27 protein-coding genes and 1 pseudogene are annotated in these 25,166 nt (G+C 46.2%); 5 read left to right on the forward strand and 23 right to left on the reverse strand.

What is annotated here, in order from left to right; all coding sequences use genetic code 11:
* Positions 1 to 50 precede the first annotated feature (50 nt).
* The 11 genes from ACTF5U_RS07185 to ACTF5U_RS07235 all read right to left on the reverse strand — a co-directional run bounded on the left by ACTF5U_RS07185 (position 51) and on the right by ACTF5U_RS07235 (position 11,195).
* Entirely contained in the window at positions 51 to 1,220 is a 1,170-nt protein-coding gene (locus ACTF5U_RS07185; protein ID WP_438970959.1) for a pyridoxal phosphate-dependent aminotransferase, read from the reverse strand.
* The gene (ovoA, locus tag ACTF5U_RS07190) at positions 1,217 to 3,358 is read right to left on the reverse strand and encodes a 5-histidylcysteine sulfoxide synthase (protein ID WP_438970960.1); all 2,142 of its coding nucleotides are present in this window, start codon (positions 3,356 to 3,358) and stop codon (positions 1,217 to 1,219) included. Before ovoA ends, ACTF5U_RS07185 begins: the two co-directional genes overlap by 4 nt.
* A 77-nt stretch (positions 3,359 to 3,435) precedes the next feature.
* Positions 3,436 to 4,005: a class II aldolase/adducin family protein gene (locus ACTF5U_RS07195; RefSeq protein ID WP_438970961.1), complete on the reverse strand. Its 570-nt coding sequence runs from the start codon at positions 4,003 to 4,005 to the stop codon at positions 3,436 to 3,438.
* Positions 3,989 to 5,218: a tetratricopeptide repeat protein gene (locus tag ACTF5U_RS07200; RefSeq protein WP_438970962.1), complete on the reverse strand. Its 1,230-nt coding sequence runs from the start codon at positions 5,216 to 5,218 to the stop codon at positions 3,989 to 3,991. Before ACTF5U_RS07200 ends, ACTF5U_RS07195 begins: the two co-directional genes overlap by 17 nt.
* The gene (locus ACTF5U_RS07205) at positions 5,215 to 5,880 is read right to left on the reverse strand and encodes an energy transducer TonB (protein ID WP_438970963.1); all 666 of its coding nucleotides are present in this window, start codon (positions 5,878 to 5,880) and stop codon (positions 5,215 to 5,217) included. The genes ACTF5U_RS07200 and ACTF5U_RS07205 overlap by 4 nt, the downstream gene beginning before the upstream one ends.
* 12 nt (positions 5,881 to 5,892) lie before the next feature.
* Positions 5,893 to 6,300 carry an ExbD/TolR family protein gene (locus tag ACTF5U_RS07210; protein WP_008291710.1) on the reverse strand — a complete coding sequence of 136 codons (408 nt, stop codon included), beginning with the start codon at positions 6,298 to 6,300 and terminating at the stop codon, positions 5,893 to 5,895.
* 9 nt (positions 6,301 to 6,309) lie between these two features.
* Positions 6,310 to 6,834 carry a MotA/TolQ/ExbB proton channel family protein gene (locus tag ACTF5U_RS07215; protein ID WP_438970964.1) on the reverse strand — a complete coding sequence of 175 codons (525 nt, stop codon included), beginning with the start codon at positions 6,832 to 6,834 and terminating at the stop codon, positions 6,310 to 6,312.
* Positions 6,818 to 8,173 carry a MotA/TolQ/ExbB proton channel family protein gene (locus ACTF5U_RS07220; RefSeq protein ID WP_438970965.1) on the reverse strand — a complete coding sequence of 452 codons (1,356 nt, stop codon included), beginning with the start codon at positions 8,171 to 8,173 and terminating at the stop codon, positions 6,818 to 6,820. The genes ACTF5U_RS07215 and ACTF5U_RS07220 overlap by 17 nt, the downstream gene beginning before the upstream one ends.
* The gene (locus ACTF5U_RS07225) at positions 8,170 to 8,943 is read right to left on the reverse strand and encodes a DUF3450 domain-containing protein (protein WP_438970966.1); all 774 of its coding nucleotides are present in this window, start codon (positions 8,941 to 8,943) and stop codon (positions 8,170 to 8,172) included. The genes ACTF5U_RS07220 and ACTF5U_RS07225 overlap by 4 nt, the downstream gene beginning before the upstream one ends.
* 283 nt (positions 8,944 to 9,226) lie before the next feature.
* Entirely contained in the window at positions 9,227 to 9,862 is a 636-nt protein-coding gene (locus tag ACTF5U_RS07230; protein ID WP_438970967.1) for a response regulator, read from the reverse strand.
* Positions 9,771 to 11,195: a LapD/MoxY N-terminal periplasmic domain-containing protein gene (locus tag ACTF5U_RS07235; protein WP_438970968.1), complete on the reverse strand. Its 1,425-nt coding sequence runs from the start codon at positions 11,193 to 11,195 to the stop codon at positions 9,771 to 9,773. Before ACTF5U_RS07235 ends, ACTF5U_RS07230 begins: the two co-directional genes overlap by 92 nt.
* 72 nt (positions 11,196 to 11,267) lie before the next feature.
* Here ACTF5U_RS07235 and hemL point away from each other — a divergent pair, with 72 nt between their 5' ends.
* The 4 genes from hemL (at position 11,268) to ACTF5U_RS07255 (ending at position 15,938) form a co-directional block, all read left to right on the forward strand.
* Entirely contained in the window at positions 11,268 to 12,548 is a 1,281-nt protein-coding gene (gene hemL / locus ACTF5U_RS07240) for a glutamate-1-semialdehyde 2,1-aminomutase (RefSeq protein ID WP_438970969.1), read from the forward strand.
* A gap of 116 nt (positions 12,549 to 12,664) precedes the next feature.
* Entirely contained in the window at positions 12,665 to 14,104 is a 1,440-nt protein-coding gene (sbcB, locus tag ACTF5U_RS07245) for an exodeoxyribonuclease I (protein WP_438970970.1), read from the forward strand.
* Positions 14,105 to 14,226: 122 nt separating this feature from the next.
* Positions 14,227 to 15,738 (forward strand): DUF4080 domain-containing protein, encoded by a 1,512-nt coding sequence (locus ACTF5U_RS07250; RefSeq protein ID WP_438970971.1) that lies wholly within the window; start codon positions 14,227 to 14,229, stop codon positions 15,736 to 15,738.
* 5 nt (positions 15,739 to 15,743) lie between these two features.
* Positions 15,744 to 15,938 (forward strand): DUF1289 domain-containing protein, encoded by a 195-nt coding sequence (locus ACTF5U_RS07255; RefSeq protein ID WP_438970972.1) that lies wholly within the window; start codon positions 15,744 to 15,746, stop codon positions 15,936 to 15,938.
* Here ACTF5U_RS07255 and ACTF5U_RS07260 read toward each other — a convergent pair.
* From ACTF5U_RS07260 to ACTF5U_RS07275, 4 genes are all read right to left on the reverse strand, one after another.
* Entirely contained in the window at positions 15,935 to 16,489 is a 555-nt protein-coding gene (locus ACTF5U_RS07260) for a hydrolase (RefSeq protein ID WP_438970973.1), read from the reverse strand. The genes ACTF5U_RS07255 and ACTF5U_RS07260 overlap by 4 nt on opposite strands.
* Positions 16,490 to 16,506: 17 nt before the next feature.
* Complete coding sequence (locus ACTF5U_RS07265; protein WP_438970974.1) at positions 16,507 to 17,823, reverse strand: TolC family outer membrane protein; 1,317 nt, start codon at positions 17,821 to 17,823, stop codon at positions 16,507 to 16,509.
* 188 nt (positions 17,824 to 18,011) lie between these two features.
* Entirely contained in the window at positions 18,012 to 18,326 is a 315-nt protein-coding gene (locus tag ACTF5U_RS07270) for a rhodanese-like domain-containing protein (protein ID WP_438970975.1), read from the reverse strand.
* Between the two features lie 24 nt (positions 18,327 to 18,350).
* The gene (locus ACTF5U_RS07275) at positions 18,351 to 19,001 is read right to left on the reverse strand and encodes a protein-L-isoaspartate O-methyltransferase family protein (RefSeq protein WP_438970976.1); all 651 of its coding nucleotides are present in this window, start codon (positions 18,999 to 19,001) and stop codon (positions 18,351 to 18,353) included.
* Between the two features lie 104 nt (positions 19,002 to 19,105).
* Between ACTF5U_RS07275 and msrA the strand changes: the two genes are divergently transcribed.
* The gene (gene msrA / locus ACTF5U_RS07280; protein ID WP_438970977.1) at positions 19,106 to 19,573 is read left to right on the forward strand and encodes a peptide-methionine (S)-S-oxide reductase MsrA; all 468 of its coding nucleotides are present in this window, start codon (positions 19,106 to 19,108) and stop codon (positions 19,571 to 19,573) included.
* Between the two features lie 10 nt (positions 19,574 to 19,583).
* Here msrA and ACTF5U_RS07285 read toward each other — a convergent pair whose 3' ends face one another.
* The 8 genes and pseudogenes from ACTF5U_RS07285 to ACTF5U_RS07320 all read right to left on the reverse strand — a co-directional run.
* On the reverse strand, positions 19,584 to 20,375 hold the full coding sequence (locus tag ACTF5U_RS07285; protein ID WP_438970978.1) for an ABC transporter permease: 792 nt from the start codon (positions 20,373 to 20,375) through the stop codon (positions 19,584 to 19,586).
* Positions 20,372 to 21,304 carry an ABC transporter ATP-binding protein gene (locus ACTF5U_RS07290; RefSeq protein ID WP_438970979.1) on the reverse strand — a complete coding sequence of 311 codons (933 nt, stop codon included), beginning with the start codon at positions 21,302 to 21,304 and terminating at the stop codon, positions 20,372 to 20,374. Before ACTF5U_RS07290 ends, ACTF5U_RS07285 begins: the two co-directional genes overlap by 4 nt.
* Positions 21,294 to 22,487, reverse strand: coding sequence for a pyrroloquinoline quinone biosynthesis protein PqqE (gene pqqE, locus ACTF5U_RS07295; RefSeq protein ID WP_438970980.1), 1,194 nt, complete (start codon positions 22,485 to 22,487; stop codon positions 21,294 to 21,296). Before pqqE ends, ACTF5U_RS07290 begins: the two co-directional genes overlap by 11 nt.
* Positions 22,459 to 22,743 (reverse strand): pyrroloquinoline quinone biosynthesis peptide chaperone PqqD, encoded by a 285-nt coding sequence (gene pqqD / locus ACTF5U_RS07300; RefSeq protein WP_438970981.1) that lies wholly within the window; start codon positions 22,741 to 22,743, stop codon positions 22,459 to 22,461. Before pqqD ends, pqqE begins: the two co-directional genes overlap by 29 nt.
* A complete protein-coding gene (pqqC, locus tag ACTF5U_RS07305; protein ID WP_438970982.1) occupies positions 22,740 to 23,474 on the reverse strand; it encodes a pyrroloquinoline-quinone synthase PqqC in 735 nt (244 codons plus the stop codon). The genes pqqD and pqqC overlap by 4 nt, the downstream gene beginning before the upstream one ends.
* 25 nt (positions 23,475 to 23,499) lie before the next feature.
* Complete coding sequence (gene pqqB, locus ACTF5U_RS07310) at positions 23,500 to 24,414, reverse strand: pyrroloquinoline quinone biosynthesis protein PqqB (RefSeq protein WP_438970983.1); 915 nt, start codon at positions 24,412 to 24,414, stop codon at positions 23,500 to 23,502.
* Between the two features lie 106 nt (positions 24,415 to 24,520).
* The gene (pqqA, locus tag ACTF5U_RS07315; protein ID WP_081443609.1) at positions 24,521 to 24,592 is read right to left on the reverse strand and encodes a pyrroloquinoline quinone precursor peptide PqqA; all 72 of its coding nucleotides are present in this window, start codon (positions 24,590 to 24,592) and stop codon (positions 24,521 to 24,523) included.
* Positions 24,593 to 24,939: 347 nt separating this feature from the next.
* Positions 24,940 to 25,166: pseudogene (locus ACTF5U_RS07320) on the reverse strand (PQQ-dependent dehydrogenase, methanol/ethanol family); the annotation flags it as partial.

Here is a 25,166-nt window from a genome sequence, read left to right on the forward strand (position 1 = left end):
TAATAAGGCTTTTCTGCACTTTTTGAGAGCAATCCCGTCAGCCTCTGCACTCAGAAAGTTTTGTTGATAGCGGTTGCGATCTGCTGCATCGCTTGTTCGACCTGTTTTTTAGGTGTGCCGATATTCAGTCGCATAAAACCGCTACCTACATCACCGAATACATAACCGGGATTCATACCGACGCCTGCCTTCTCAATAAAGAATCGACGTAGCGCCTGATTGTCTAATTGCAACTCACGACAATCGAGCCACAATAAATAGGTCCCTTCTGGTTGAATCAACGAAATCTGGGGAATCTCAAGATCAATAAATTCTGAGACCCATCGCATTGTGTTTTGCAAATAGGGCATTAAAGCATCCAGCCACCCCTCACCATGACGATATGCGGCTTCAAACGCACAGACACTAAACGGATTGGAAGCACTCACATGCCAGCTTTCAAAGACCTGATTAATCTGTTTACGCTGCTGCTTGTCAGAGACGACCAGGGTGGATAAGCCCATGCCAGGAATATTAAAGGTTTTACTGGGCGCGATAGCCGTAATGACATTGACTGATTCTGTCAGGTTCGCGAGGGGTAAATGGCGCTGTCCCGGATAAATTAAATCCGCATGGATTTCGTCGGAAATAATGGTCATATTATGACGTTCAGCCAATGCTAGCAATGCTTCCAACTCATCCCGACGCCAGACCCTGCCTACAGGGTTATGCGGTGAGCACAACAACAATACCCGCGCACCTTGCCTTGCACACGCTTCAAGGTGTTCAAAATCCAGCGTGTATTGTCCCGCAATGAGCTTTAATGGGTTGAGTACTAATTCACGGCCCGTTTCAGTAACAGCTGAGAAAAACGGGAAATACACCGGTGGCTGTGCAATAACTTTATCGCCGGGCTCGGTTAACGCCTCAATCGTAGCATGCAGTGACGGTACAACACCGGGACACATCATTACCTCAGATTGTTTTACCGTCCAATCATAGCGTTTATCACACCAGTCAATCATAGCCTGATACAGGCTATCTGGATACATTGTGTAGCCATACAGCGGGTGCTGAGCACGCCTCACCAAAGCTTCTGTCACGGCGTGTGGCGCAGCAAAGTCCATATCCGCGACCCACATTGGTATTACATCACTGCGACCAAAATAGGCCTTTCTGGCATCGAGTTTAAGACTATTTGAACCGCTTCTATCTATCGGCGTATCAAAGTCGAATGTCATGCCTTACGCTTCCAGACCGTCACTTCCGACAAGGTATGCTGGAATTTACGACTGGTTTCACGAATCACAAACGGCACTGATTCAGGCCCTCTAATCAGATCAAAATGCGGTTCGAGTATGGCTTTCAGGCCATCCATGGTGGTGAAGCTTTCACCATCCTTCTTAAAACCGCCCAGCCACTCTGATTTTTCAGTATGCTCTTCCAGCCAAGTATATGGCGATGCTAATAAAAGCACACCGCCAATATTGAGACGCTCATGGATGTTTTTCAAGAATTGTGCAGGTTCGTACAAACGATCAATAAGGTTTGCAGCCAGAATAAGGTCATACCCAGTGTAAATCGACTTCAAATTACAGGCATCGCCCTGCATGAATTCAACTTTATCAGCAACATTATCCAAACCTAACTGATCCAGACGACGTTCTTCATAATGCACCAGATCACCTTCATCGGTAATGGTATAACGGACAACGCCTTGTTGCGCCATTTTTACACCCAGATTGATTAAACGCGCCGAAAAGTCGACACCGGTGACATGGTCAAAATGGTGTGCCAATTCAAAACTGGCACGGCCTACCGCACAACCAATATCCAGCGCTCTACCCTTGTTTTGATCCCCCATCATTTCAACAGCCAGCGTTGCCAGTGTTTTAGGGAAATTCGGCACATTGAAATAGCTGTCACCGTAATGGAATTCGGTATATTGCGATAGCATCGAATCTGTTTCGTAATGCGAGCTGTGCTCCTCTACTTTGGCATCAGAAATGACATACCTAAACCCCGCATGCTGGAAAAAATGACGTCGAAATGCGTAACGGGCTGCACGTCGAGTTTCATTTCCAGAGGAAATCCACGAACCACCTTTGATTATATTATGACGTCCATCAAAGGTCGGGGTAGTGAAATCATCGTAAATCGGATGCACTTTAAACCCATCAAATGGATAGGTCGGTGTTTCCACCCATTGCCAGACATTACCCACCACATCATACAAATCACCATGTTTGAATTGATCCACCGGACAGGATGAAGCCGCATAATCAAGGTGAATATTAGCCGGAGCCTGTTCGTTGGTCAGTTCATTTACGCCGGCATGGTCATAAATCCGATACCACTCATCTTCCGTCGGCATCCGAACCGGTTTACCGGATTGTTCTGCTTTCCAGTTACAAAAGGCTTTAGCTTCATGGTAATTCACATCCACTGGCCAGTTCCAGGGCATAGCGACCAACTCTGTCATCAGGCGCAATTGCCAACCCTGTTCGCTTTTAATCCAGAACGTAGGATGTTCAGCTTTAGTGAATTTCCGCCATTCCAGTCCTTCTTCTTGCCAGTATTTGTCTTGCTGATAACCTCCGGCTTCAACAAAAGCAAAAAACTCCTGATTACTGACCAAAAATTTTGACGCCTGGAAAGCATCTATATCGGCTTCATGTTGACCGTATTCATTATCCCAGCCATAAATCGGGTCAGTGAAGTTTTTACCGACTGTGACATTACCTGCTGGAATATTCACCAGACTGTTTTCGGGGGCTTCAGCAGAGTTTGAAAAGGGCCGCCAATTACGATGTGATTTAACCAGTTCCAATTGCTGCTGACGAATCAGAACCGATGACGTTTCCAGGTGAATCTGTTCATGCTCGATTCCCATTAAAATCGCCCACCACGGATTAGTCCAGTCTATAGGCAATTTTAATGGCGCTTTTTGGATGACTTTATTGATTATCGCTTTGACCTGTTGGCGATAGGCTTTAACGTCTTCTACCGCCGGCCACTCGTAATGGGCATCATTGAGGTCATCCCAGCTCATTTCATCAACGCCGACAGCAAACATCGACTCAAAAGTTGGGTTGATACGCTTATCAATCAGTCCTGCCAACAACATTTTGTTCACAAAAAATGTAGCGGTATGGCCGAAATAAAAAATGAGAGGATGACGTAATGGAATAGACTTCTGATAAAAGCCCTGATCAGACTTCAGGGTTTCAAAAAGCGACTCATACTGCTCAAAGGTAAAATTAAAATAGTCTGCAATTTCCTGCCTTTTAGCGGCGGCGTCATGACCATTCAGTTTCGGGGTACGAAGGTAACTCGTGTTGCTTGATGAGTGCTTTTTTAATGCATTCTCAGCAGTCATATTCCTGCTCCATCTCTTTTCATATAAGACTTTATGACTATTTAAGCGTGAAATTGTTGCGAAATAATGGCTACCGCTTAAATCTGCTGTGCTAACCAAGCTGTTTTAGCAGACAGTTCCAGCGAACAAATCCACTTATACGCCTGATTAATACTTTCAGCACCGGCATACAGTCCATGACCACAAACAACCATTACTTTGTGTGTTTTGAGTTCATTGGCCACTGCCTTAGGCGATTTTTCGACATAATCCTGATAGGGAATTTTCACCACCGGCACAGTCGGAAAATAATATTGCCCTTCAAAATCAACCGGTTCAAAACTTTCTCCATTCAATGTCATGGCAACGGCATATGGGCCATGGCTGTGAAATACAGCGCGGGTAGCCGGATTTTCGCGATACACTTCAATATGCAAAGCGGCATCCAATGATGCCCCTTCTTCTTTAATACCATCAAGCTGACAGCGCACAAGATCATCGACGGTCAGAGTGTCTGCACAGCAACCAGAAGGCGTTACCCAGACTTCATCATGCCAACGAAAGGACGCATTGCCGCTGTGCGAATCATTACAACCATACTGACGTAGCCAGAGGTAATGTTGCACCAATTGCTGTTTGAGTTGTTGCAGATCAGGAAGCCTCTTCATCTTCTGCCTTTTTAAGTTGATCTTCTATATGGCGTAACCATTGTCCAGCCTGATTACTCTGAGCTTCAAAGGCAATGGCTTTGCCAAAGGCATTTTTGGCTTTAGACAGTTGTTCCGAATTGAAATAGGCTGTTCCCATCAGCACATGAACACGACCCAGCTCCTTTCCTTTTAGCAAGCTCAGGCTTTGTTCAAGAACGCGTATTGCTTCTTGCCAATGCTCCATTCCGACATACACTTGCCCCAGTTTCAGGTGGCTCTGGCCGCTGTTATCTATTGGCAGCATTTTTTGCAGTGTTTGTGCGGCTCGATCATCTTCACGCGCGGCTAGCCAGCTCTGAGAAAGCTTTTCCAGATTATCAAAATCACTTTTAATCACGCCATCCTTCATGCCCTGTTGCAGTAATTGGCCGGATTTGAAAGGAATACGTAAATACCTGTACATATCAGCAAGGTTGATTAATGTTTTGGGATCGCCCAAATCGAGCCTATCGGCGAGCATCCTTACTGCCAGTGAAGTAAATTCTTTATCTTGCTGCTGATACAAAGCAGCCAACTGATCCCAGTAGATTTTTTTATAGGGGTAACGAGTAATTAAGGTTTCCAGTAATCGAATCGCTGACTTGTATTGCTTCAAAGACATATGTGACGATAACTGCAGGCGATACCAGTCTTCTTTGGGGTCGGCATCATTGCGTATCGCGATGCGAATATATTCGACCACTTTACTATGATTATCAATACGATAGTTGGCTGTTGCTAACAGAACGTAGACATCGTTATCAGGCTGTTTTTCACCCTGCAGCCAGCTTTCCATCAAGCTAATACCTTTTTTGTATTGGCCATCGGCAATTAATAGCTGTGCCAGGTTATAGCGCAGATTATGCGTCACTTCTTCAGGCAACGCATTTGCATCCAGCGCTTTTTGGAAGGAATCTGCTGCCTTGTCATATTGACTGCGTTCTGAATAGAGGTAACCGATGGTCTGCAACACCACAGCACGATCATAACTACCTGACTCCGTCTGATTGAGAAGGCCGTCCAATGCTCGACCCGCTTCCGTATATTTTTCTGCATCCATGAACTCTTGGGCTTTACTCAAGGATTTATACGTTTTTTCTGTCAGCAGATACTCGTCCTCAGCCTGAACCACAGTGTGAAAACCTACAAATAGCAGGCATAAGCAGAGTCTGATGAATGGCTTTTTAATCATCGTGATAATTTAAACTCAATTTCTTGGGTGGCTTGTCTTTCGACAGGCTGTCCGTCAACCAGTTTCGGTTTGAACTTCCATTTCAGGATGGCTTCAATTGCCTCATCATTGAACACAGTCGCTGGATTAGCATCAACCACTTTGGGGTCACGCACCTTACCCTCTTTGGTAATGATGAAGCTCACGGTCACTACACCTTCAATACCCCGCCGAGCGGCTACGCGAGGATATTTAGGCGGAATTCGAACCAACGGCACCACTTCATTATCAATAACCGGGCCTTCTACCGGAGCTGGAGCCGGAGCGGGTGGCGCTTTAGGTGCGGCAGCAAAATCGCCCAGATACGGTCCACCGGTAATGTTCATCGGCACGTCAATACGAGGCACATCTAACTTGGGCGCCGGTGCTTTCGGTTTATCAGTCTGTGGCGTCGGTGTTTTGGGTGGCGGAGGCGGCTCCTCGGGCGGTGGCGGCTTTTTAGGCAACTCACGCTTTTTGGTTTCAGGCTGGGTTTCTTCGCGTTTCAGACGCACAAAGTCGAGCAAACGAATATCTTCAGTGACACGTTTATCGACGCCCTGACTGCTGGTCATATGCTGCATCAGCGTGAACAGGCCGAAATTGACGATCAACGCCAGGATGATACCTATCGCTATTCGCATCAATAACCGCCGTTAATCCCGCTCAGCTGCAATCGACACATTCGACACACCCGCCAGACGAGCCTGATCCATGACCTCAATTAACAAGCCGGTTTTTGCTTCTTCATCAGCAAGAATAATTACTGAGCCTTCGGGGTTTTCTGCATGCATGCGTTCTACATTCGCTCTGACAGCCCGGCGATCGATCTGACGTTTATCCATCCAGATTTCACCATTGGCTTTGATTGACACCAGAATATTGGCCCGTTCTTTTTTTACAGCAGTTTTAGCGGTCGGGCGATTGACATCCACACCGGTTTCTTTGACAAAAGAGGTGGTCACTATGAAAAAGATAAGCAGAATAAACACCATATCAATTAAGGGTGTCATGTTAATTTCTGCAATGCCGCCACTTTGGCGACGTGAATGTCGGTTTCTCATTTTGCTCCCCTACTCTCTGCGCAATGCATCAGCGACATTATCGACTTTGCGCGATACTGTTTGCGTCAGTTGAGTACTGAAATAAAGGCCAGACAATGCCGTCAGCAAGCCGCCCATCGTGGTGATTAAAGCCACTGAAATCCCTCCAGCCATACCACGTGTATTACCTGTGCCAAAAACGGTCATGACATCAAAAGTCTGGATCATGCCATTAACTGTGCCCAGCAGCCCCAGCATTGGCAAAGCCGCCGTCAGCGTGCGAATCGACATCAGATAACGTTGTAATTCAATACGATTCTCGGCAATCATTCCCTGTCGGATCTGATGCGCATACCAGCTAGTACGGTCTTTACGTTGCTGCCATTCTTCAATGACCGCCTTCTTTGACCGTGGGTGCATGAAGTAGACATATATGTAGCGCTCAATGATCAGGGACCACATCAATATCGACGTCAACATGATGAGCCACAGCACAAAGCCGCCGCTCTCCATGAGTAACTGAATACGAAACAGACTGTCAGTCAGACTGCCCATGCTGCTCTTCCGCATTACGTGCCACAATCGATGCACTCTCTTCATCTAAAATCTGAATCAAGCGGTTAGACTTGCTGGAAAGACCACTATGAATTAACAATAATGGTATGGCGACAGCTAGTCCTAATTCTGTTGTGACCAGCGCCTGTGAAATACCACCAGACATGAGTTTAGGATCCCCTGTACCAAACAGGGTGATCGACTGAAATGTTTCAATCATGCCAGATACTGTACCCAGCAGGCCCAACATTGGCGCAATAGCTGCCAGGATAGCTAGTGTTATCAAGCCCCGTTCCAATCTGGGTGTTTCACGTAAAATCGCTTCATCCAGTTTCAATGAAAGCGTTTCAATATCCTGGGCTAATTTGGCGTTATAAACCGAAAGAATTCTGCCCAGTGGATTATTCAGACTCACTTCACTGGTTTTTTGCTGCTTAGACACACCTCGTCCAGCGCGAAGTAGTGACAGAAACTGCAAGACAGCTACTAATAAGCCGACAGCACCCAGAATCAAAATAATGAAACCAATCCAACCACCCTGTTCAATACGCTCTTTCAATGTGGGTGTCTGCACCAATAATGCCATGATAGCACCACGTGTCGGGTCAACGACCGCCGATAACATTTCACCGGTATCAGCTTGCTCAAATTCTTTCATTTGATTACGTAATCGTTCGACAGGTTGTCTTGCTAATTCCACAAGGTTACCGGTCTCAGATAAATAACGAAGGAACTTGCCTTCAGAAAAGGCTGTAAAAACACCGATTCGGGTCACATCCCGTTCTTCCACAGCCCCGGTAATGCTGATAACAGGGGCTTTGAATTGTGTCACTTTGCCGGAATCAGTCATTTCTTCCTGCAACGTCAACCACAGTTTACGCAGCTCTTCGATAGTGGGTTGTTGTTTGCTATCACTCAACTTAGTAAGGAAATCGACACGCTCAGGGTTTTGCACCGTGGTCATTGAGCTTTCTAATACACCACGACTGTCATTGGCCACTTGCCTCACTGTGCCAAATAGTTCACCCAGTGATCCTGACTTTTCTGACAACAAGCTCTCCTGTTCAGCCAGGCCTTTTTCAAAATCATTGAATGCCTGATTCAACTGTGCCGTACGTTGTTCTTCTTTAGCGAGCTGTCGTCTCGCTTCTTCCAGAAGCTGAGCCTGATTCTCCTGTGCTTTAACAAACTCGGCTTCTCGCAGTTTATTTTGCTGTTGCTCCAGCACGCGTTCACGCTTAACTTGATCCAGCAACTCATCCAGATTCGCTGGTTTTTCTTCTGCCTGAAGTGCGCCGGTCAGACCAAGCATTAACAAGAAATAAATCACCGTTTTCATTGCACGCCTCCTGTTTTGTTAACAGGCAGGACGAGCAAATCAGGTGGCAATTGTTTGCGTGCGACTTTTAAGCCATCCATGATTGACTGCAGATAACTATCCGGTAGGGTCTTCCATTGTTGCGTTTGTTGATCCCATACACCGGCTTCCAAACCGTCTAAAGATAAATAATAAAGACTGACCCGGCCGATCCGTAAGAAATCGACCGTGCGATCATCGTCTTTCTGACCTAACTCCGCCTGATAGGCTTCGATAGTACGGCCATATTCTGTTTCAACTTGGTAGGCTTCCATGATGCGGCGGTATTTTTCGGACAACGCTACATCAGCCCGGCCCATCATTGTTTTCAAAGCGACAATACGGTTATTTCGCTCTTCCTGAAGGAAGGGCACATCAAGGGAAATAAATTGTTCCAGCACCTCTATCATTTTAAGCATCAAAGGAACGATATCGCGCTGCGTTGTTTCAATGTTTTTCAGTTGCTGGCTAATTGAGTTGAGCTCTGTCTGTTGAGAGTTGACCAGATTTTGCAACTGGTCATTGTAGGCTCTTAAGCTTTGTGTTTGCCGCAAAACATCACGATATTCGGCCAACATTTCAGTTGTACTATCATCAAGATTATCGATGTTTTCTTGGGATTTCTGAGCAGCAACATCGGTCTTGACCTGCGTATCGATTGCTTCGTCTAACGGCCCGGCATTCACTATCAGTGGGAGGATCATTAATAGCGATAGCCGCCAGCCCCACTTCCTCATCAGCTTTGAGTGCATAGATTCAAGATTCCATTTTTTGCCGAGAATTCGGCATTCAATAAAAGGGTCATCTTAACAAGAGAACTCAGGTGGGGGAAACGCTTATTTCGGACAAAAAAAAGCCAGATAACAAGGTATCTGGCTAAACCTTCAAAGAAGGAGAGAGAAATATAAGACTATAGAAGCTGAAATTTCTATAACTTGATGAGTATATTACGCAAGGCAACGTTTCAAGGAATGAGCGACTTGTCCCAATAAAACGGGAAGTTATTCCTATTCCTCTTCCTTCAATATCAGCCAGTTAGGATGATAAACCATGACTAATCGCAAACCGCATCAGTTCAGCTGTTTTACTGATATCCAGCTTACTCTTTATTTGCGTAAGATTATTGGCTACCGTCTTGTAACTAATTCCAAGCACATCTGAAATCTCATTCATGCTTTTGCCTTCACCCAGAAGGCGTAAGATTTCCAATTCACGACGGGATAGGTCACTCAGTGCGCTGGTGCCCGCATCGATATTTAGCATCGCTAGCTGCTGAGCCATATCAGGACTCAGATAAATTTTGCCATCTAATACTTTTTCCACTGCTTCAACCAAATGGTCAGCCGCATTATTCTTGGTGATGTAGCCTCTAGCACCTGCCTGCATGGCTCTTGAAGCAAATACAGGATCTTCGTGCATACTAAACATCAAGACTTTGGCATTTTCACGGTTAGCACGAATCCGACGTAAAACTTCAAGACCACCCACACCTGGTAAGGTAATGTCCAGCAGCACCATATCAGGGTATGACTCCTGAAACAGGCGGTACCCCTCTTCGCCGGTTTCTGCTTCCAGAACCTTAGCTGTGGGAATTTGCTGAATTAGCTGGCGACAACCTGCCCTGACTATCGGATGGTCGTCCACCACTAAAATCGTTACTGCCTGTTTCATTATTCATTTCACCTTTCAAAGGAATCAACACTCGAACCTGTAAACCAAACCCTTCTTCGGTATCAAAGGCAATCCTGCCCCCCAGCGCTGATACCCTTTCTCGCATACCAATCAAACCAAAACCACGTACCAGGTTTGCATCCAGCCCTTTACCATCGTCAGTCACAGCAACTTTAATCGTTTCATTTTCACGGCGTACTTCGACTTTCACGTGACTGGCATTCGCATGACGCACACAGTTGGTCGTACACTCCTGCACAACACGATAGACCGTTACCTGTAATGTATCTGGTAGATCATGGAAGTCACCCACAAAGTCCCACTCCCAGTCAATTTCAGGCTGTCGGTCACGCCAGTTATGCAACATATCCCGCAACGCTTCAGCTAAGCCCAGATCATCCAGGGTCATCGGCCGCAAACGACTGAGCATTTTACGCACTAATGACTGGATGTGGTTGGTGATGATCTTGACTGATCCCACTTTTTCTTCAATTTCTGTAATCTGTTTCTCACCGGCAATACGTTCAATTTCGCCTAAATCCACACGAATACCAAATAAGCACGGTGCCAGTTCATCATGTAACTCACGCGCCAGATCACGTCGCTCAGATTCCTGCAAACTCAGCATATTTCCTGCCAGAGCGTGGTTTTCGACCATGGTCTTGTCCATCACGCTTGCCATGTGGTTAAAGCGAATCTGTATCGGGTTGAGTTCTTTTACCGCGGTGGAATCAACCCGGGCAGTAAAGTCACCCTTTTCCAGTTGTCCCAGCGCATCCGCCAATTCCGAAAGCGGTTTAAGCCCTTGTCGAAGAGCGATATAAATTAATAATAAAATTAATAACAGAAAAACCAAGCCTAACCAGAACAGCGTATTGATGTCCTGCCAGACCTCGGTTACTTCATCGCTGGGGTCGGCTTCGACGACCAGATAACCATAGGATTTGCTGCCTTTGGTAATCAACCGTCGGAATGCAACGGCTTCAGGTTCCATCATGCGGATAAACCAGTCCGGCGCATCGGGCTTGTTAAAAAAACCCGTCTGATCTTCTTGCCCAATCAAGGGCCTGCCATTCATGTCTTCAAACCAGGCTCGAATATGCCGGGTATGGCGCACACTATCGACTATAAGAGTCAGTCGTTCACTCAGGTCATTTGAAAACCGCAAGGTCGGGAGCGCATTCACCAGCAAGCCTTTTGCAAGCTGGGTACTGGAGGCCATTTCCTGGGCAAGCGCCGTTCTGGCATTTTGCACCATAAAATAACCCGCCGCAGCGAAGTTGATCAGCAAAATGATGCTAACAATAATCAATAATCGTAATTTTAGACTCATAATCATCAGTACAATGGCTGAGATAAGATAGAATTATCGCACATTTTAAATCGGAGACTCTCAGGAAACGGCATGCAAAATAATCACGATTTGTTTAAAAAAGCACAACAGCACATTCCCGGCGGCGTTAACTCTCCTGTCCGAGCTTTCAAAGGCGTTGGCGGTGACCCGGTCTTTTTCCGCGAAGGCAAAGGCGCTTGGCTGACCGATGCCGAAGGCAAACAATACGTGGATTACATTGGTTCTTGGGGGCCAATGATTGTAGGACATGCCAACCCGGGTGTGCTGCAAGCTGTCACCGAAGCTGTCAAACACGGTCTTGGGTTTGGTGCTCCCACCGAAATCGAAACTGAAATGGCCGATCTGGTTTGCAGTCTGGTGCCATCAATGGATTTGGTGCGTATGGTCAGTTCAGGTACTGAAGCGACCATGAGTGCCATTCGACTGGCACGTGGATACACCGGTCGTGACAAAATTGTTAAGTTCGAAGGCTGTTATCACGGTCACGCGGACTCATTGTTAGTTAAAGCAGGGTCCGGCGCCTTAACGCTGGGTGTGCCTTCATCAGCGGGTGTACCGGAATCGTTAGCCAAGCACACGCTGACGCTCCGTTTCAATGATCTAGACTCGGTCGAGACCTGCTTTAAAGAAGCGGGTGATGACATTGCCTGCATCATCGTAGAGCCGGTTGCCGGCAATATGAACTGCATTCCACCGGATCCCGGTTTTCTGGACGGTCTGCGCGATATCTGTGACCGATATGGCACCGTGTTGATTTTTGATGAAGTAATGACCGGTTTCCGTGTCGCTTTAGGCGGTGCTCAAGCGCATTACAATGTCACTCCAGATCTGACCACCTTTGGTAAAATCATCGGTGGCGGATTACCGGTTGGTGCCTTTGGCGGTAAACGCGAAGTTATGGAACATATCTCTCCGTTGGGACCGGTCTATCAGGCAGGTACATTATCAGGAAACCCGATTGCTATGGCAGCAGGACTGGCAACGCTCACACAAATTCAGGCACCCGGCTTTCATGACAAACTGACTCAATCCACTGAGACCTTAGTAGCTGGCCTGCAACAAGCTGCAAACGATGCAGGCATTGCAATGACAACCAACCAAGTCGGTGGTATGTTCGGATTGTTTTTCACCGATGATAAGCAAGTCCGGTATTACGAACAGGTTGTCGCCAGTGATCAGGATCGTTTTAAACGCTTCTTCCACGCGATGCTGGATCGTGGTGTGTATCTGGCTCCATCAGCATTTGAGGCAGGCTTTGTTTCCGCCATGCACGGTGATAAAGAAATTGAATTCACGCTTAAAGCCGCTCGAGAAGCATTTAAAACACTCTAATAACAGCTCCTCTTTCAAAAAAGCCATGTAGCGTTTCAAGTTGCATGGCTTTTTCAGCTTGTTCTGACATCCCAGCTCAGTTACCGTAAGCAGAACTCTTTTAGCATGGCAATTCTATGACGACCCTCTATTGGCACGACTACGAAACATCCGGCATCGATCCGCGCTTTGATCGGCCAATGCAGTTTGCCGGAATCAGAACGGATGAAGATCTGAATGTTATCGGCGAACCACTGATGATTTATTGCAAACCCTCAGGTGATTACCTGCCTCATCCACAGGCGGCATTAGTCACCGGCTTAACACCTCAATTGGCGCAAAAAGAAGGGCTTAACGAAGCCGAATTTATCAGCCAAATACATACCGAGCTCGCCGAACCGGGTACCTGTGGTGTTGGTTACAACAGTTTACGGTTTGATGATGAATTCACCCGCTTCACTCTGTTTCGTAATTTTTATGATGCCTATGCACGTGAATGGCAGGATGGCAATTCTCGTTGGGATATCATTGATATGGTTCGTTTAACCCGTGCACTTCGGCCGGAAGGCATTCAATGGCCTGACAGAGACGATGGTAAACCCAGTTTTCGCCTTGAAGACTTAACCGCAGCCAATGGAATAGAACATAGCGGTGCGCATGATGCTTTGGCTGATGTTTATGCCACCATTGCGATGGCCAGGTTGATCAAAGACGCTCAACCCAAACTCTATGACTATGTGTTTGAACGTCGTCGTAAACAGGCCATAGCGCCGTTACTCAACTTAAACGAACGTAAGCCAGTTGTGCATGTTTCCCGCATGTACCCGGGTGAATATTGTGGTACGGCACTTGTCGTCCCTCTGGCTAAAGATCCCCACAACAACAACGGCATTATTGTGTATGACTTACGCCATGATCCCAAAGATTTGATTGAACTTGATGCTGACACAATCAGAGAACGCCTATTCACTTCTACGGCCGAATTGCCAGAAGGCGTAAGCCGGCCCGCGCTGAAAACACTGCACATTAACAAGTGTCCGGTTATCGTGCCTGAAAGTACACTTGATGAGGCTGCAGCCGAACGTTTGCAGATTGATCGTCAAACGCATCAAAAACATCTCGATATGCTCAATGCTGCCGGTGATTTGAGTCAGAAGCTCAATGCTATTTTCACTGCCCCGTCATACGATACAATCAATGATCCTGATGCCAGCTTATATGGCGGAGGCTTTTTCAGTAGTAACGACAAACGTAAGATGGAATTGATCCGTCATGCCGAGCCCGAAATGTTGAAAACGTTATCTGTGCCGTTTGAAGATCAGCGTTTGCCAGAACTCCTGTTTCGTTACCGAGCCCGTAACTGGCCGGAAAGTCTGGATAAAGACGAGCAGGAACAATGGCTCCTGTATCGTCAGCAACGGCTGGGTAACTCGGCACCAGAAAAGATTCTCAATATTGATCGTTTTGAAACGGCCCTGGCTGAAAGTCGTGAGCTGGAATTAGATAACGATCAAAAGGCCGTTCTTGATCAGCTCAGTGCTTATGCCAACACATTAAAATCCGAGCTCAATTTGTAAGACATTAGCAGACCTAATTACAAGCTGAAGCTGCTTTACGTTACAATAAAGCCTTTGATTTAAGACGTTTTTCCTGATCCTGCCCTGCTGTCAGTGGCAGTAATCCTATTTCTGGTTAAGCCATGACTGCTTCGCGCGATATTATCCTCAGTACATTTAACGCCCGCTATATGCATAGCGCATTTGGCCTGCGCTATCTCTATGCCAATCTCGGTGAATGTCAGGCTAAGGCTGAAATTGTCGAATTCACGATTCAGGAAAGACCACTCAACATCGCTGAGACGTTACTTTCTTATCAACCTAAAATCATTGGCCTCAGTGTCTATATCTGGAATGTAAAAGAAATCAGCGAAACCGTGTCGCTTATCAAACAGATCACCCCGGAAGTCACCATTGTTCTTGGTGGCCCTGAAGTCGGCCATCACCCCGATGTACCGACTGTCTGTGAACAGGCTGATTATGTTATCAGTGGCCCGGGTGAAAAGAATTTCCGTGAATTATGTGAACAACTTCTTACGGGTAACAGACCCGAACAAAAGTTTATCGAAGGTCAGGCCACTAAGCTGGATGAACTCATCCTTCCGTATGAATTTTATGACGATGAAGATATCCGTAACCGCTTAATCTATGTCGAAGCCTCAAGAGGCTGTCCGTTTAAATGTGAATTTTGTTTATCTGCTCTGGATAAAACAGCGACCCCTTTCCCGCTAGAGGCTTTTTTGGCGGAAATGGATTTGCTCTGGCAACGCGGTGTTCGAAATTTCAAATTTATCGATCGCACATTCAACCTCAAAGTCAGTACCAGTATTCGTATTCTCGACTTCTTTCTGGAGCGGATGAGTGATGATTTGTATCTGCATTTTGAAGTGGTACCAGATAACCTGCCGGAAAAACTGAAAGCGGCCTTGAAGCAATTTCCACCGCAAAGTTTACAGTTTGAAATCGGCATCCAGACATTTGATCCTGACATTCAGAATCTGATCAGCCGTAAACAGAATAACGATAAAACCCGCGACAATATCCGCTGGCTTCGTGAACACACAGGCGCGCACCTGCATACCGATCTAATTTTTGGTCTGCCGGGCGATACTCTGGCTAATTTTGCCCATAGTTTTGATCAGTTAGTGAGATTGGAACCGCATGAAATTCAACTTGGTATATTAAAACGTCTGCGTGGTGCCCCGCTTAACCGCCACAATCAGGATTACGATCTGCGCTTTAATCCGCAGCCGCCATACAATATTCTGTCGACACGTGATATCAGTTTTATGGAAATGCAGCGAGTAAATCGTTTTGCCCGTTTCTGGGACATGATCGGTAACTCAGGACGCTTCATCAACACGTTACCACTGATTCTGGGGGAACAGCCGTTTAATCGCTTTATGCAGCTTTCAGATAAGCTGTATGACTTAGCGGGACAAAGCTATAAAATTGCACTTCGTCGCTTATTTGAAATGATCTATGTGGTTATGACTGAGGAGCTGGAACTCGATGCCGAACGTGTTAAAGCACAGTTAAAACTGGATTACGTTCGTGCCAATATCAAAAGCGTGCCGGATTATGAAAAATTACCCAGTCTCAATAAAAAAACCAAACAGGGCGTCGCTAATAAACGGCAACGTCAGCACGCTTAAATAAGATGTCGCAAGAAAACGAGGTACCCAGTCCCTGTATCCGAAAATGTGGTCTTGATGAGCGCGAGATATGCCGTGGCTGTTTCCGTAGCATTGATGAAATCATCTCATGGGAAGCGATGAATAATCAGGCCAGACTACTCACAGTAGAAAAATGCCAGAAACGACGGGCAAGACGTGCCGCCAGAAAACACTCCTAAACAATTAGTTTTGACAACGTTTTAAATTCAGGATGCGTGGCATCACCCAGCCATTCAAACAATAACGACTCGACATTGGTAATAACTGCGCCTGCCAGACGCATACGCTGTAGAGCGTTAAATTGATTTCCCTTAGCACGTGAGCTAACGGCATCTTCGATCACAAATACCTCATAGCCTTGTTTTAACAAATCTAACGTTGTTTGCAACACACAGATATGGGTTTCCATGCCGGCCAGAAAGACCTGCTTACGTTCACTTTTTTGCAAAGCCTCAGTCACCGGTTCGACTTTCGCTGAAGAGAATTTTGTTTTCTCAATGACAGGCGTATTTGCTGGCAATTTTTTGAGTAAAGCTGGTTCAGTCGGCCCTAATCCTCTGGGGTACTGCTCCGTCACCAGCACAGGTATAGACAGTCGCTCCGCAGCAGCCAGTAATACACTGACTTGCTCTATCACGCGATCACGCACACCTTGAGGCATTGCTGAAGCCAGTCTTTCCTGAATATCAATCACCATCAAGGTGCTGTTATGACTATCTGCAATCGACATATTGGTCTGCATTGATGTTATGCCCCTAACCAGCTGTTAATTTGAACAAGATCTTCAAATGTCACAATACCGGCTGCCTGCTTCAGACGCAAAGTATTAAGAATATAATCATAACGTGAACGCGCGTAATCACGACGGGCACTAAATAGATTACGACGGGCATTAAGCACATCGACGGTGGTACGCGTACCGACTTCATAGCCCGCCTGTGTTGATTCCAAGGCCTTCTCATTAGAAACAACGGCTTGTTTTAACGCTTTTACACGGCTGATTCCTGACATAACACCGTTAAAAGATTCACGCGTCTGGCGGGTCACTAACCGACGCTGCTGCTCTTCATTTTGCATTGCCTGGTCCAGTCTGTATGCAGCCTCGCGGGTGCGAGATACTACTGCACCACCGGCATAGATTGGCAGATTGAACTGAAGGCCAATTGCTTCTGTGTGTGTTTTGCTACTTCCACTGAAATTGCCATCGCTTTGTGAATCGTAATTTTTCTGAGCAACCAAATCCAGGCTGGGATAATGCCCACTTTTTTGCAGCTCAATCGTCTGGGCAGCACTATCAACATTACTACTTGCTAAGAGCAAAGAAGGATTTTGACTCAGAGCTGTTGCGCTCCACTGATTTATGTCAGCAGGCTCAGGACTAACCAGCGGTGAATCTTTTTGCAAACCGGTCAATTCATCAATGTATTGACCCGAGGTTTCACGTAGCTGTTCATTTGCATTAGCCAGCGCATTTTCCGCTTCAATAACGGCGGCATTCGCTAAGTCATACGCAGCCTGAGCTTCGGTCGTATCGGTTATCGTGGCCATGCCCACATCAAAGCGTTGCTGGGTTTGCTCTAATTGTTTGGCAATCGCTTCACGTTCGGCTATCGCAAAAGTGAGATCATCTTCAGCTCCCAACACACCAAAATAACGTTCAGAAACACGTACTATCAGAGCCTGTTGAGCGACAACATAACTGGCTGATGCCCCCTCAATAGCAATCTCCGCCTGTTCTTTCTGAACAAAGTTTTCACGGCGATAAATGGACTGTACCAAACTCAATGTATAGCCGTGATTGTTGTATTCAGTTTGCCCACCAAAGGTTTGTGCGGATGCATCAACCCAAGTCTTGCCGGTGTTGGCAGATAAATCGACCTGAGGCAAAAAATTAGCGGTTGCCTGATCATCCAGCTCCCCCACTGCCAGCCGAGAAGCCGCTTCGGCTAAAAGTTGGGGATCGCTTCTTAACGAGAAATCAAATACTTCAATCAGGTTTTCTGCCCAAGCCGATGATGACAACAGACTCGAAGCAATCAGTGCGCTAATCGCAATTTTTTTCATTTTCCTTCCTTTGACATTCCACTTACCTAACACCAACAATAGTGGCGATGTAAGGTTTTAATTTTATTGATTTATTATTACAATCCGACCAGTCGGTATGTTGACTAATAAAAAATATATCAGCGCTTACAAGGCGTGACCAGTCCGCAAGCACTGTATTGTGTGATTAATCTGCTCCCAGCAGGTTATTAGTATACCGTCATCTTGGGATCGATATCAGCTGCCCAACTATTCATTCCACCATCCAGGTTAATGACGTCAGAAAAGCCCGCATGTTCCATAAATTGGCCAACCTGTGCACTACGTTGTCCACTTCGGCAAATCAGCACCACACTTTTATCTTTGTACGGAGCAAATTCATCCATGCGTCCGGGTACATCATTCATCGGAACATGGATGGCGCCGTCAATCATGCCATTGATCAATTCTTTATCTTCACGCACATCAATCATTACTGGTGTAATACCACTGGTTAACATGGCTTGTAATTCAGTTGCTGTCATTTGTTTCATTGCAATACTCTAATCTTAAAATTCAAATTTGGCTTTCGGTTCAGCATTAATCACTGCTGGAATCACGGTTTCAAACAAGGTTTCAGTTTGCCAGTCCCATTCCGTTATACGTCTGATTAATTGTACTGACATCGCAGGTGCTTCGCCTATCACTATCAATAAACGCCCGCCCACTTTGAGTTGATGCCGATAGTTATCAGGCACAGTCACATAAGCTGCGGTCATCACAATCGCATCAATGCGATCCGATAGCGGCCACGATTTTGATGCATCCCCCACATATAAACTGACATTATCAATGCCCTGTTGTGTCAGACGCTGCTCCGCTTGCTCGGATAACTCAGGAAAATATTCTACGGAGATAACCTGCCCCGCAAGTTGAGCCAGCAAGGCTGTAAAATAACCAGAGCCGGTTCCTAGCTCCATCACTGTTTCAGTGGATTGCAAATCTAAAGCCTGCAAAAAACGCCCTTCCTGGATAGGCGAGAGCATGGTTTGTCCGCAACCAATAGGCAGATGCGTGTCGGCATAGGCAAGACCGATCATTTCTGAATCCACAAACCGTTCGCGTTGAATATTAGTCATTACCGCCAACACGCGCGGGTCAAGGACCTCACCGGGTCGTACCTGTTGAGCGACCATATTAGAATGCGCATTATTGAGCATAACCGTTTGTTGCTCCTGTTGCAGTTAACTATGCGATGTTAGAGTGAATTAGGATAGAAGCTTTCTGATCGAGGCGCAACCATACAAATATTGAGGAGATACGCATGAATATAGCCACTTTTGCAGCCGGTTGTTTCTGGGGCGTCGAAGCTCGCTTTCGTCAAATCAATGGCGTGGTTGATACCCGTGTGGGTTATACCGGCGGTGATACCACGAATCCTGATTACAAAAGCGTTTGTACTGGTCAGACCGGACACGCTGAAGCCATTGAGATCACATACGAACCCAGCGTCATCAGCTTCCGCCAGTTAGTGGAAGCTTTCTGGCACATGCATAACCCAACCACCCTGAATCGCCAGGGGCCGGACATCGGCACACAGTACCGCTCTGCCATTTTTTATCATGACGATCAACAGAAACAGGAAGCAGAGATGGTCAAAAAAGAACTGAATCAACAAGAGCAGTTTTCAGGTGAAATTGTCACTGAAATAACGCCAGCCACAACGTTTTACCCTGCTGAAGACTATCACCAGTGCTACCTAGAAAAACGTGGTCAGGGAAGCTGCCACTAAACCTGGTGTGTTAGCCTTTTTTACCTGTTACCCGGTGAAACAGAGGCTCGTGCACCGACTCTCTGGAAAAACGCCAACAGGCAATCACTATCGCGACCGTTGAAAAACCGGCCAATACAGCAATATCCGTCACAATAGAAAAATCACTGCTAGCCCCCGGTACAGCGTGTTTCATTAAATCCACGCCGTAGCTGAACGGGTTTATCAGGACGATATATTTCAGCAATTCAGGCAACTGACTAACTGGATATAAGGCACCACTGAGGAAAAACAATGGGAATATAAAGAAATTCATAATCACTGCAAAGTTATCCAGGGTTTTAGACCAGGCAGCGATTAGCCCACCAATAGCTGCACAGCAAACCGCTGTGGCTAAAGCCGGTATCAGGAGTAATAACGCAATTTTCACCTCAATCAATCCGATAGCAGCTAATATAATCAACAACATGATTGCCTGAACCATCGCTGTAATGGTGGCTGCAATCAATTTTGACACCACAATCCAATAATGCTGAATGGGAGCAATCAGCATCATTCGCATGACACCGAATTCTTTGTCGTAAACCAAGGTTAACGCTGACAATAAAGCCGCAAATAATAACGTCATTGCGACAATGCCAGGAACCAGAAAAGTGAGATAACCGCTTTGCTGCTCACCTTGCAGCATGCTGCCAACGCCCGACCCAATAACCAATAGCCAGATCAATGGACGCACCATGGAACTGATTAAACGGCCACGTTGACGAAACACTTTTGTCAGCTCCCGTCCTACGACGGCTTTAACAGCTAACCAGTTACTCATACGACCGCTCCTGTCTGCGGCGGACACACAGTCCAGAGATAGACGTCGTTGAGATTCGGCTTGCGCCACTGAAGTGAGTTGACGGTATTACCCAGCGATTTTTGCAATTGAGAAAAGTCCACGTTTTTATCTTTGACACGAAAAGTCAGATGATTATCTTCCCAGATGGGCTGACCAAACGTTGCGCTCAGGCTGTTATTCACGGCTTCTGTATCCGCGCAATCTATTTCAAGAATATAAACGGCCAAATCCCGCATTAATGAACTTGGAGCGCCCCCCTGTTGCAACTCACCTTTTTGAATGAAATCAACCCAGTCACAAGCTTCCGCTTCTTCAAGGTAATGTGTGGTTAAAAACACCGTCATGCCCTCTTCTTTTCGTAATTGTTCTACGAAGCGCCAGATAGCACGGCGATTGGGCAAATCAAGCCCGATAGTCGGTTCATCAAGAAATAAAACCTGGGGTTTGTGTAATACGCCACGTGCAATATCTACTGCCCGGCGCTGACCACCCGATAACGCCACTAATTTCACATGTCGCTTTTTTTCCAAACCAAAAATAGCGAGTAACTCATCAATCCGCTCATTAGCCTGCTTCGGTGGGAGTTTGTACAAAGCTGCAGCAAATTGCAGGTTTTCATCCACAGTCATCATTCGATCTAATGCCGAATCCTGAAATACCAGGCCTACTTTCCCACGAATAGCAACCGGCTCTGTCATGACAGACTGTTCAGCAATCCAAGCTTCACCGTGAGTCGGTGAAGTCATGGTTGTCAGCATATGGATGGTTGTACTTTTGCCGGCACCATTTGGCCCCAACAAGCCGTAAAACTGTCCAGATTTAATATTGAGGTCAAGGTTTTTAACGACAGCGGCCTGACCATAGTTTTTGGTCAGGCCGCTGGTATGAATCACAAAGTTAGAGGCCACTGATTTCTTTTGAGTTTTTCGGGTTTCTGAATACTAATGGTTTAGCGACTTCAGCTGTTTTTTCAGCTTCTTCCCTGCCACGCTGAATAGCTTCTTCGATCAAATGATGATCGGGCGATTTTGTGCAAACCGGATCCGCCATTGCAGGATCGCCTGTCAGCATATAAGCCTGACAACGACACCCACCAAACTCTTTCTCTTTTTCATCACAGCTACGACAAGGCTCTTTCATCCAGTCATAGCCACGGAAACGATTAAAGTCGTTTGAATCTTCCCAAATTTCCTTAATGCTCAGGTCTTTAACATTGGGTAATTCCATACCTGGCAACTCACGTGCTGCGTGACAAGGTAATGCCGTACCATCGGGTGTCACAGTCAGAAATACGTTGCCCCAGCCATTCATGCACGCTTTAGGACGATCTTCGTAGTAATCAGGCACTACGTAGTAGATCTTCATATTCCCTTTTTGTTTTTCCTGATACTCATGGGCAATCGCTTCAGCACGAACTAACTGCTCTTTCATCGGCAAAAGCTGATCGCGATTATGCATCGCCCAGCCATAGTACTGTGTTGTCGCAAGCTCGACATAATCTGCGTCAAGATTGATCGCAAGATCCAGAATCTCGTCAACCTTATCGATATTCTGACGGTGTGTTACAAAACATAGCACCATCGGATAACCAGCGGCTTTAACAGCTCTAGCCATATCAATTTTGTGCTGGAAAGCATTGGTACCCGCAATGAGGTTATTCAGATCTTCAGAACTGGCCTGAAAACTAACCTGGATATGATCCAATCCTGCATCTTTAAATGCCTGAGCTTTAGATGCATCCAGACCGATACCTGAAGTAATAAGATTTGTGTAAAAACCCAGGTTACGCGCCTCCTGGATCAACTCAAGAATATCGGGACGGGTTAATGGCTCACCACCTGACAAACCCAGTTGAGTTGCCCCCATTGCCCGGGCTTGTTTGAACACATCAATCCACTCTTCAGTGGTTAATTCTTTCTTGATGTCCGCAAAATCCATCGGATTGGAACAATACGGACACTGAAGCGGACAGGCATAGGTCAGCTCAGCCAGGAGCCATAGAGGCTGCCTGATGTTTTCGTTTGCATTGACCCCAGCAACACCACCAGTGCTGCCAGGCGCTTTATTCTGCTCTGATCCAGTCGTTGCCATGAGCTTCCTCCAAAAACTGATAGACGTCATCGTCCAATTCGGCACCATTAAAGGCAGCCTTAAGCTCAGCGATAAGCTCGCCTACGGTTTGTTTATTTTCACTGACGCGCTTGAGAATTTCACCGGCAGCAGGGTTCAACTTCACCATGCCTTCGGGATAAAGCAGTACGTAGCAGTCCTGGGCCGGTTCCCACTGAAAGCGGTAACCTAAAGCCAGGACTGGCACACTGTCGTTATTAAAAACGCGTTCTGTCATTTATTCACTTCCAGGTCCATGCAGTAAGGGGGACGATTTTCGATATATGCCATCCACATTGCATCCAACATAGTCCATAAAATATCTAATTTGAATTGCAATAAATCGACAGCCCGTTGCTGCTTCTCACGAGTATCACAGTAATCTAGCGTGATTTGCAAACCATGCTCAACATCACGTCTTGCCTCACTCAAACGCTTACGAAAGTAACGGTAACCCCGCTCATCAATCCATGGATATAATTCAGGCCAATTATCCAAGCGAGCCTGATGAATCTTAGGCGCAAACAATTCGGTCAACGATGAGCCGGCAGCTTCCTGCCATGGTGCTCGTCTTGCGAAGTTGACGTAAGCATCGATCGCGAACCTCACACCTGGTAAGACATGCTCATAAGACCAGAGTTCTTCTCGCGTCAGGCCAACCGCTTCGCCTAGTTGCAACCAAGCCTCAATGCCACCTTCTTCTCCATCATAACCATCATGATCCAAAATCCGTTGTACCCAATGCTTACGAACTTCTGCCTCTTCACAGTTCGCCATGATGGCTGCGTCCTTAATAGGAATCGCAGTCTGATAATAAAAGCGATTAGCTACCCAGCCCTGAACCTGCTTCTGATTCAACTCACCAGAATGCATCAGCTTATGAAATGGGTGATTGATGTGATATAGGGCTTCTTTGTCTCGCAGTTTTTGTTCAAATTCTTCACGTGACCAAAGTGTGTTGTCTGACATTCTCTTTACCTTCTCTCTATAACGGTTACAGTTCGATATCCATGCCGTCATACGACAGTTCGATACCTGCATCATTCAGCGTTTTACGCTGAGGCGATTCCTCGTTGAGAATTGGGTTAGTATTATTAATATGTATCAGGAACTTACGTGGTTTATCCATACTGCTGAGGATATCCATAATGCCACCTTTACTGGATTGATCCAGATGGCCCATTTCCTGTGCACGCTTATTACTAATGCCTTCGTTTGACATTTCGTCATCCGTCCAGACAGTGCCATCAACTAAGACACAATCCGCATTACGCATATATTCCAGTACGTGTGGTTCTGCTACACCTAACCCTGGTGCATAGAACAAATTCTTTCCAGTACGGGTATCTTCAATTTTCATACCGATATTGTCACCGGGCACGGTATTGTGTCGGTGGGGTGAGTATGGGGGGGCTTCACTTTTTAAAGGCACGGGAGTGAATACAATCCCTTCGGCTGAAGGTATAGTAAACGATGACTCATCTGTCGCAATCTCATGGTGATTAATGCCACGGAAATGACCCAGAATGCTGAACACGGGGAAGCCTGTGGTCAGATCTTCGTAAACCGCCTTGGTGGTGTACACCTCCCAAGGTTTATTGTGTTCTCGTAAAGTCAGCATACCCGTTACGTGATCAATCTGAGCGTCGGTGATGACAATTGCGGTAATCGCTGTATCACGGACTTCACGAGCTGGTTGTATGGCAGGAAAGTCATCCAATTGTTTTTTGATATCAGGTGACGTGTTAAACAATATCCAGTCAGTACCATTCGCACTGACAGCGATAGATGATTGCGTACGCGGGCTCGCTTTGATCGTGCCTTCTCTGACACCTTTGCAATTTACGCAGTTACAATTCCATTGAGGAAAACCGCCTCCTGCACCTGAGCCTAATACATGTACAAACATAAATTTCCTTTGAATAGAGCGTTAAACCAGATACTACTCTAACAAATGTTATCCGGTTTAACGTTGCCCGGGGCGCGAAGCCCCGGACATACATCAGAAACCGATATTAACGGTTGCAGATGTACATGGTTACTTCAAAACCAAAACGCATATCTGAGTATTCAGGTTTAGTCCACATAATTATATCCTCTCAAAAATTATTTTTAGATATCAGCCATCCAAACCACTTGAATGACGTTGGTTATCCTACACAGCAATCGTCTTACTGACGTCAGGATTCCCCGCCTTGCCATTCAGGATTTTCCTGATTCGGCGTAAACGTCGGATTAGGCTCTGCAATTGAGTTTGAGGCATATATTTCAGATAAGGTAATCGCTTATAAAGAATTGTCACTGCCAGCGTGTTTCTATAACAGAAAGAAAGCTTGGTTGGTTAAATTTGACAAAAAAAGACCCGGTATCTTGCGATACCGGGCCTTTTGTCAGACTTGTTAGATTAATTGCTTAATCTATTTGGGTCTTGGTCTTACAGGCTAAATACGCTCAGTACACCACCCAGGTTAGTCCAGCTAGACAGTGACTTATATGCACCGACTGCGCCCAGACCATCTGTGTCGTTTTCCAAGCTTGGGATAGCCATACCGATACCAGCCCAACCACCTACACCAGACAAGATGGAGATGTACTGCTTACCACCATGTTTGTAAGTGTTGACGTTACCGATGATGCCTGATGGAGTTTTGAATCTCCACA

The organism is Methylophaga sp., from assembly GCF_965655755.1.
GTDB lineage: Bacteria > Pseudomonadota > Gammaproteobacteria > Nitrosococcales > Methylophagaceae > Methylophaga.

Excerpts from the sequence above, each read along its gene's own strand:
- ACTF5U_RS07185 (WP_438970959.1), bottom strand. The coding sequence starts at position 1,220 with ATGACATTCGACTTTGATACGCCGATAGATAGAAGCGGTTCAAATAGT.
- ovoA (WP_438970960.1), bottom strand. The coding sequence starts at position 3,358 with ATGACTGCTGAGAATGCATTAAAAAAGCACTCATCAAGCAACACGAGT.
- ACTF5U_RS07195 (WP_438970961.1), bottom strand. The coding sequence starts at position 4,005 with ATGAAGAGGCTTCCTGATCTGCAACAACTCAAACAGCAATTGGTGCAA.
- ACTF5U_RS07200 (WP_438970962.1), bottom strand. The coding sequence starts at position 5,218 with ATGATTAAAAAGCCATTCATCAGACTCTGCTTATGCCTGCTATTTGTA.
- ACTF5U_RS07205 (WP_438970963.1), bottom strand. The coding sequence starts at position 5,880 with ATGCGAATAGCGATAGGTATCATCCTGGCGTTGATCGTCAATTTCGGC.
- ACTF5U_RS07210 (WP_008291710.1), bottom strand. The coding sequence starts at position 6,300 with ATGAGAAACCGACATTCACGTCGCCAAAGTGGCGGCATTGCAGAAATT.
- ACTF5U_RS07215 (WP_438970964.1), bottom strand. The coding sequence starts at position 6,834 with ATGGGCAGTCTGACTGACAGTCTGTTTCGTATTCAGTTACTCATGGAG.
- ACTF5U_RS07220 (WP_438970965.1), bottom strand. The coding sequence starts at position 8,173 with ATGAAAACGGTGATTTATTTCTTGTTAATGCTTGGTCTGACCGGCGCA.
- ACTF5U_RS07225 (WP_438970966.1), bottom strand. The coding sequence starts at position 8,943 with ATGCACTCAAAGCTGATGAGGAAGTGGGGCTGGCGGCTATCGCTATTA.
- ACTF5U_RS07230 (WP_438970967.1), bottom strand. The coding sequence starts at position 9,862 with ATGAAACAGGCAGTAACGATTTTAGTGGTGGACGACCATCCGATAGTC.
- ACTF5U_RS07235 (WP_438970968.1), bottom strand. The coding sequence starts at position 11,195 with ATGAGTCTAAAATTACGATTATTGATTATTGTTAGCATCATTTTGCTG.
- hemL (WP_438970969.1), top strand. The coding sequence starts at position 11,268 with ATGCAAAATAATCACGATTTGTTTAAAAAAGCACAACAGCACATTCCC.
- sbcB (WP_438970970.1), top strand. The coding sequence starts at position 12,665 with ATGACGACCCTCTATTGGCACGACTACGAAACATCCGGCATCGATCCG.
- ACTF5U_RS07250 (WP_438970971.1), top strand. The coding sequence starts at position 14,227 with ATGACTGCTTCGCGCGATATTATCCTCAGTACATTTAACGCCCGCTAT.
- ACTF5U_RS07255 (WP_438970972.1), top strand. The coding sequence starts at position 15,744 with ATGTCGCAAGAAAACGAGGTACCCAGTCCCTGTATCCGAAAATGTGGT.
- ACTF5U_RS07260 (WP_438970973.1), bottom strand. The coding sequence starts at position 16,489 with ATGTCGATTGCAGATAGTCATAACAGCACCTTGATGGTGATTGATATT.
- ACTF5U_RS07265 (WP_438970974.1), bottom strand. The coding sequence starts at position 17,823 with ATGAAAAAAATTGCGATTAGCGCACTGATTGCTTCGAGTCTGTTGTCA.
- ACTF5U_RS07270 (WP_438970975.1), bottom strand. The coding sequence starts at position 18,326 with ATGACAGCAACTGAATTACAAGCCATGTTAACCAGTGGTATTACACCA.
- ACTF5U_RS07275 (WP_438970976.1), bottom strand. The coding sequence starts at position 19,001 with ATGCTCAATAATGCGCATTCTAATATGGTCGCTCAACAGGTACGACCC.
- msrA (WP_438970977.1), top strand. The coding sequence starts at position 19,106 with ATGAATATAGCCACTTTTGCAGCCGGTTGTTTCTGGGGCGTCGAAGCT.
- ACTF5U_RS07285 (WP_438970978.1), bottom strand. The coding sequence starts at position 20,375 with ATGAGTAACTGGTTAGCTGTTAAAGCCGTCGTAGGACGGGAGCTGACA.
- pqqE (WP_438970980.1), bottom strand. The coding sequence starts at position 22,487 with ATGGCAACGACTGGATCAGAGCAGAATAAAGCGCCTGGCAGCACTGGT.
- pqqD (WP_438970981.1), bottom strand. The coding sequence starts at position 22,743 with ATGACAGAACGCGTTTTTAATAACGACAGTGTGCCAGTCCTGGCTTTA.
- pqqC (WP_438970982.1), bottom strand. The coding sequence starts at position 23,474 with ATGTCAGACAACACACTTTGGTCACGTGAAGAATTTGAACAAAAACTG.
- pqqB (WP_438970983.1), bottom strand. The coding sequence starts at position 24,414 with ATGTTTGTACATGTATTAGGCTCAGGTGCAGGAGGCGGTTTTCCTCAA.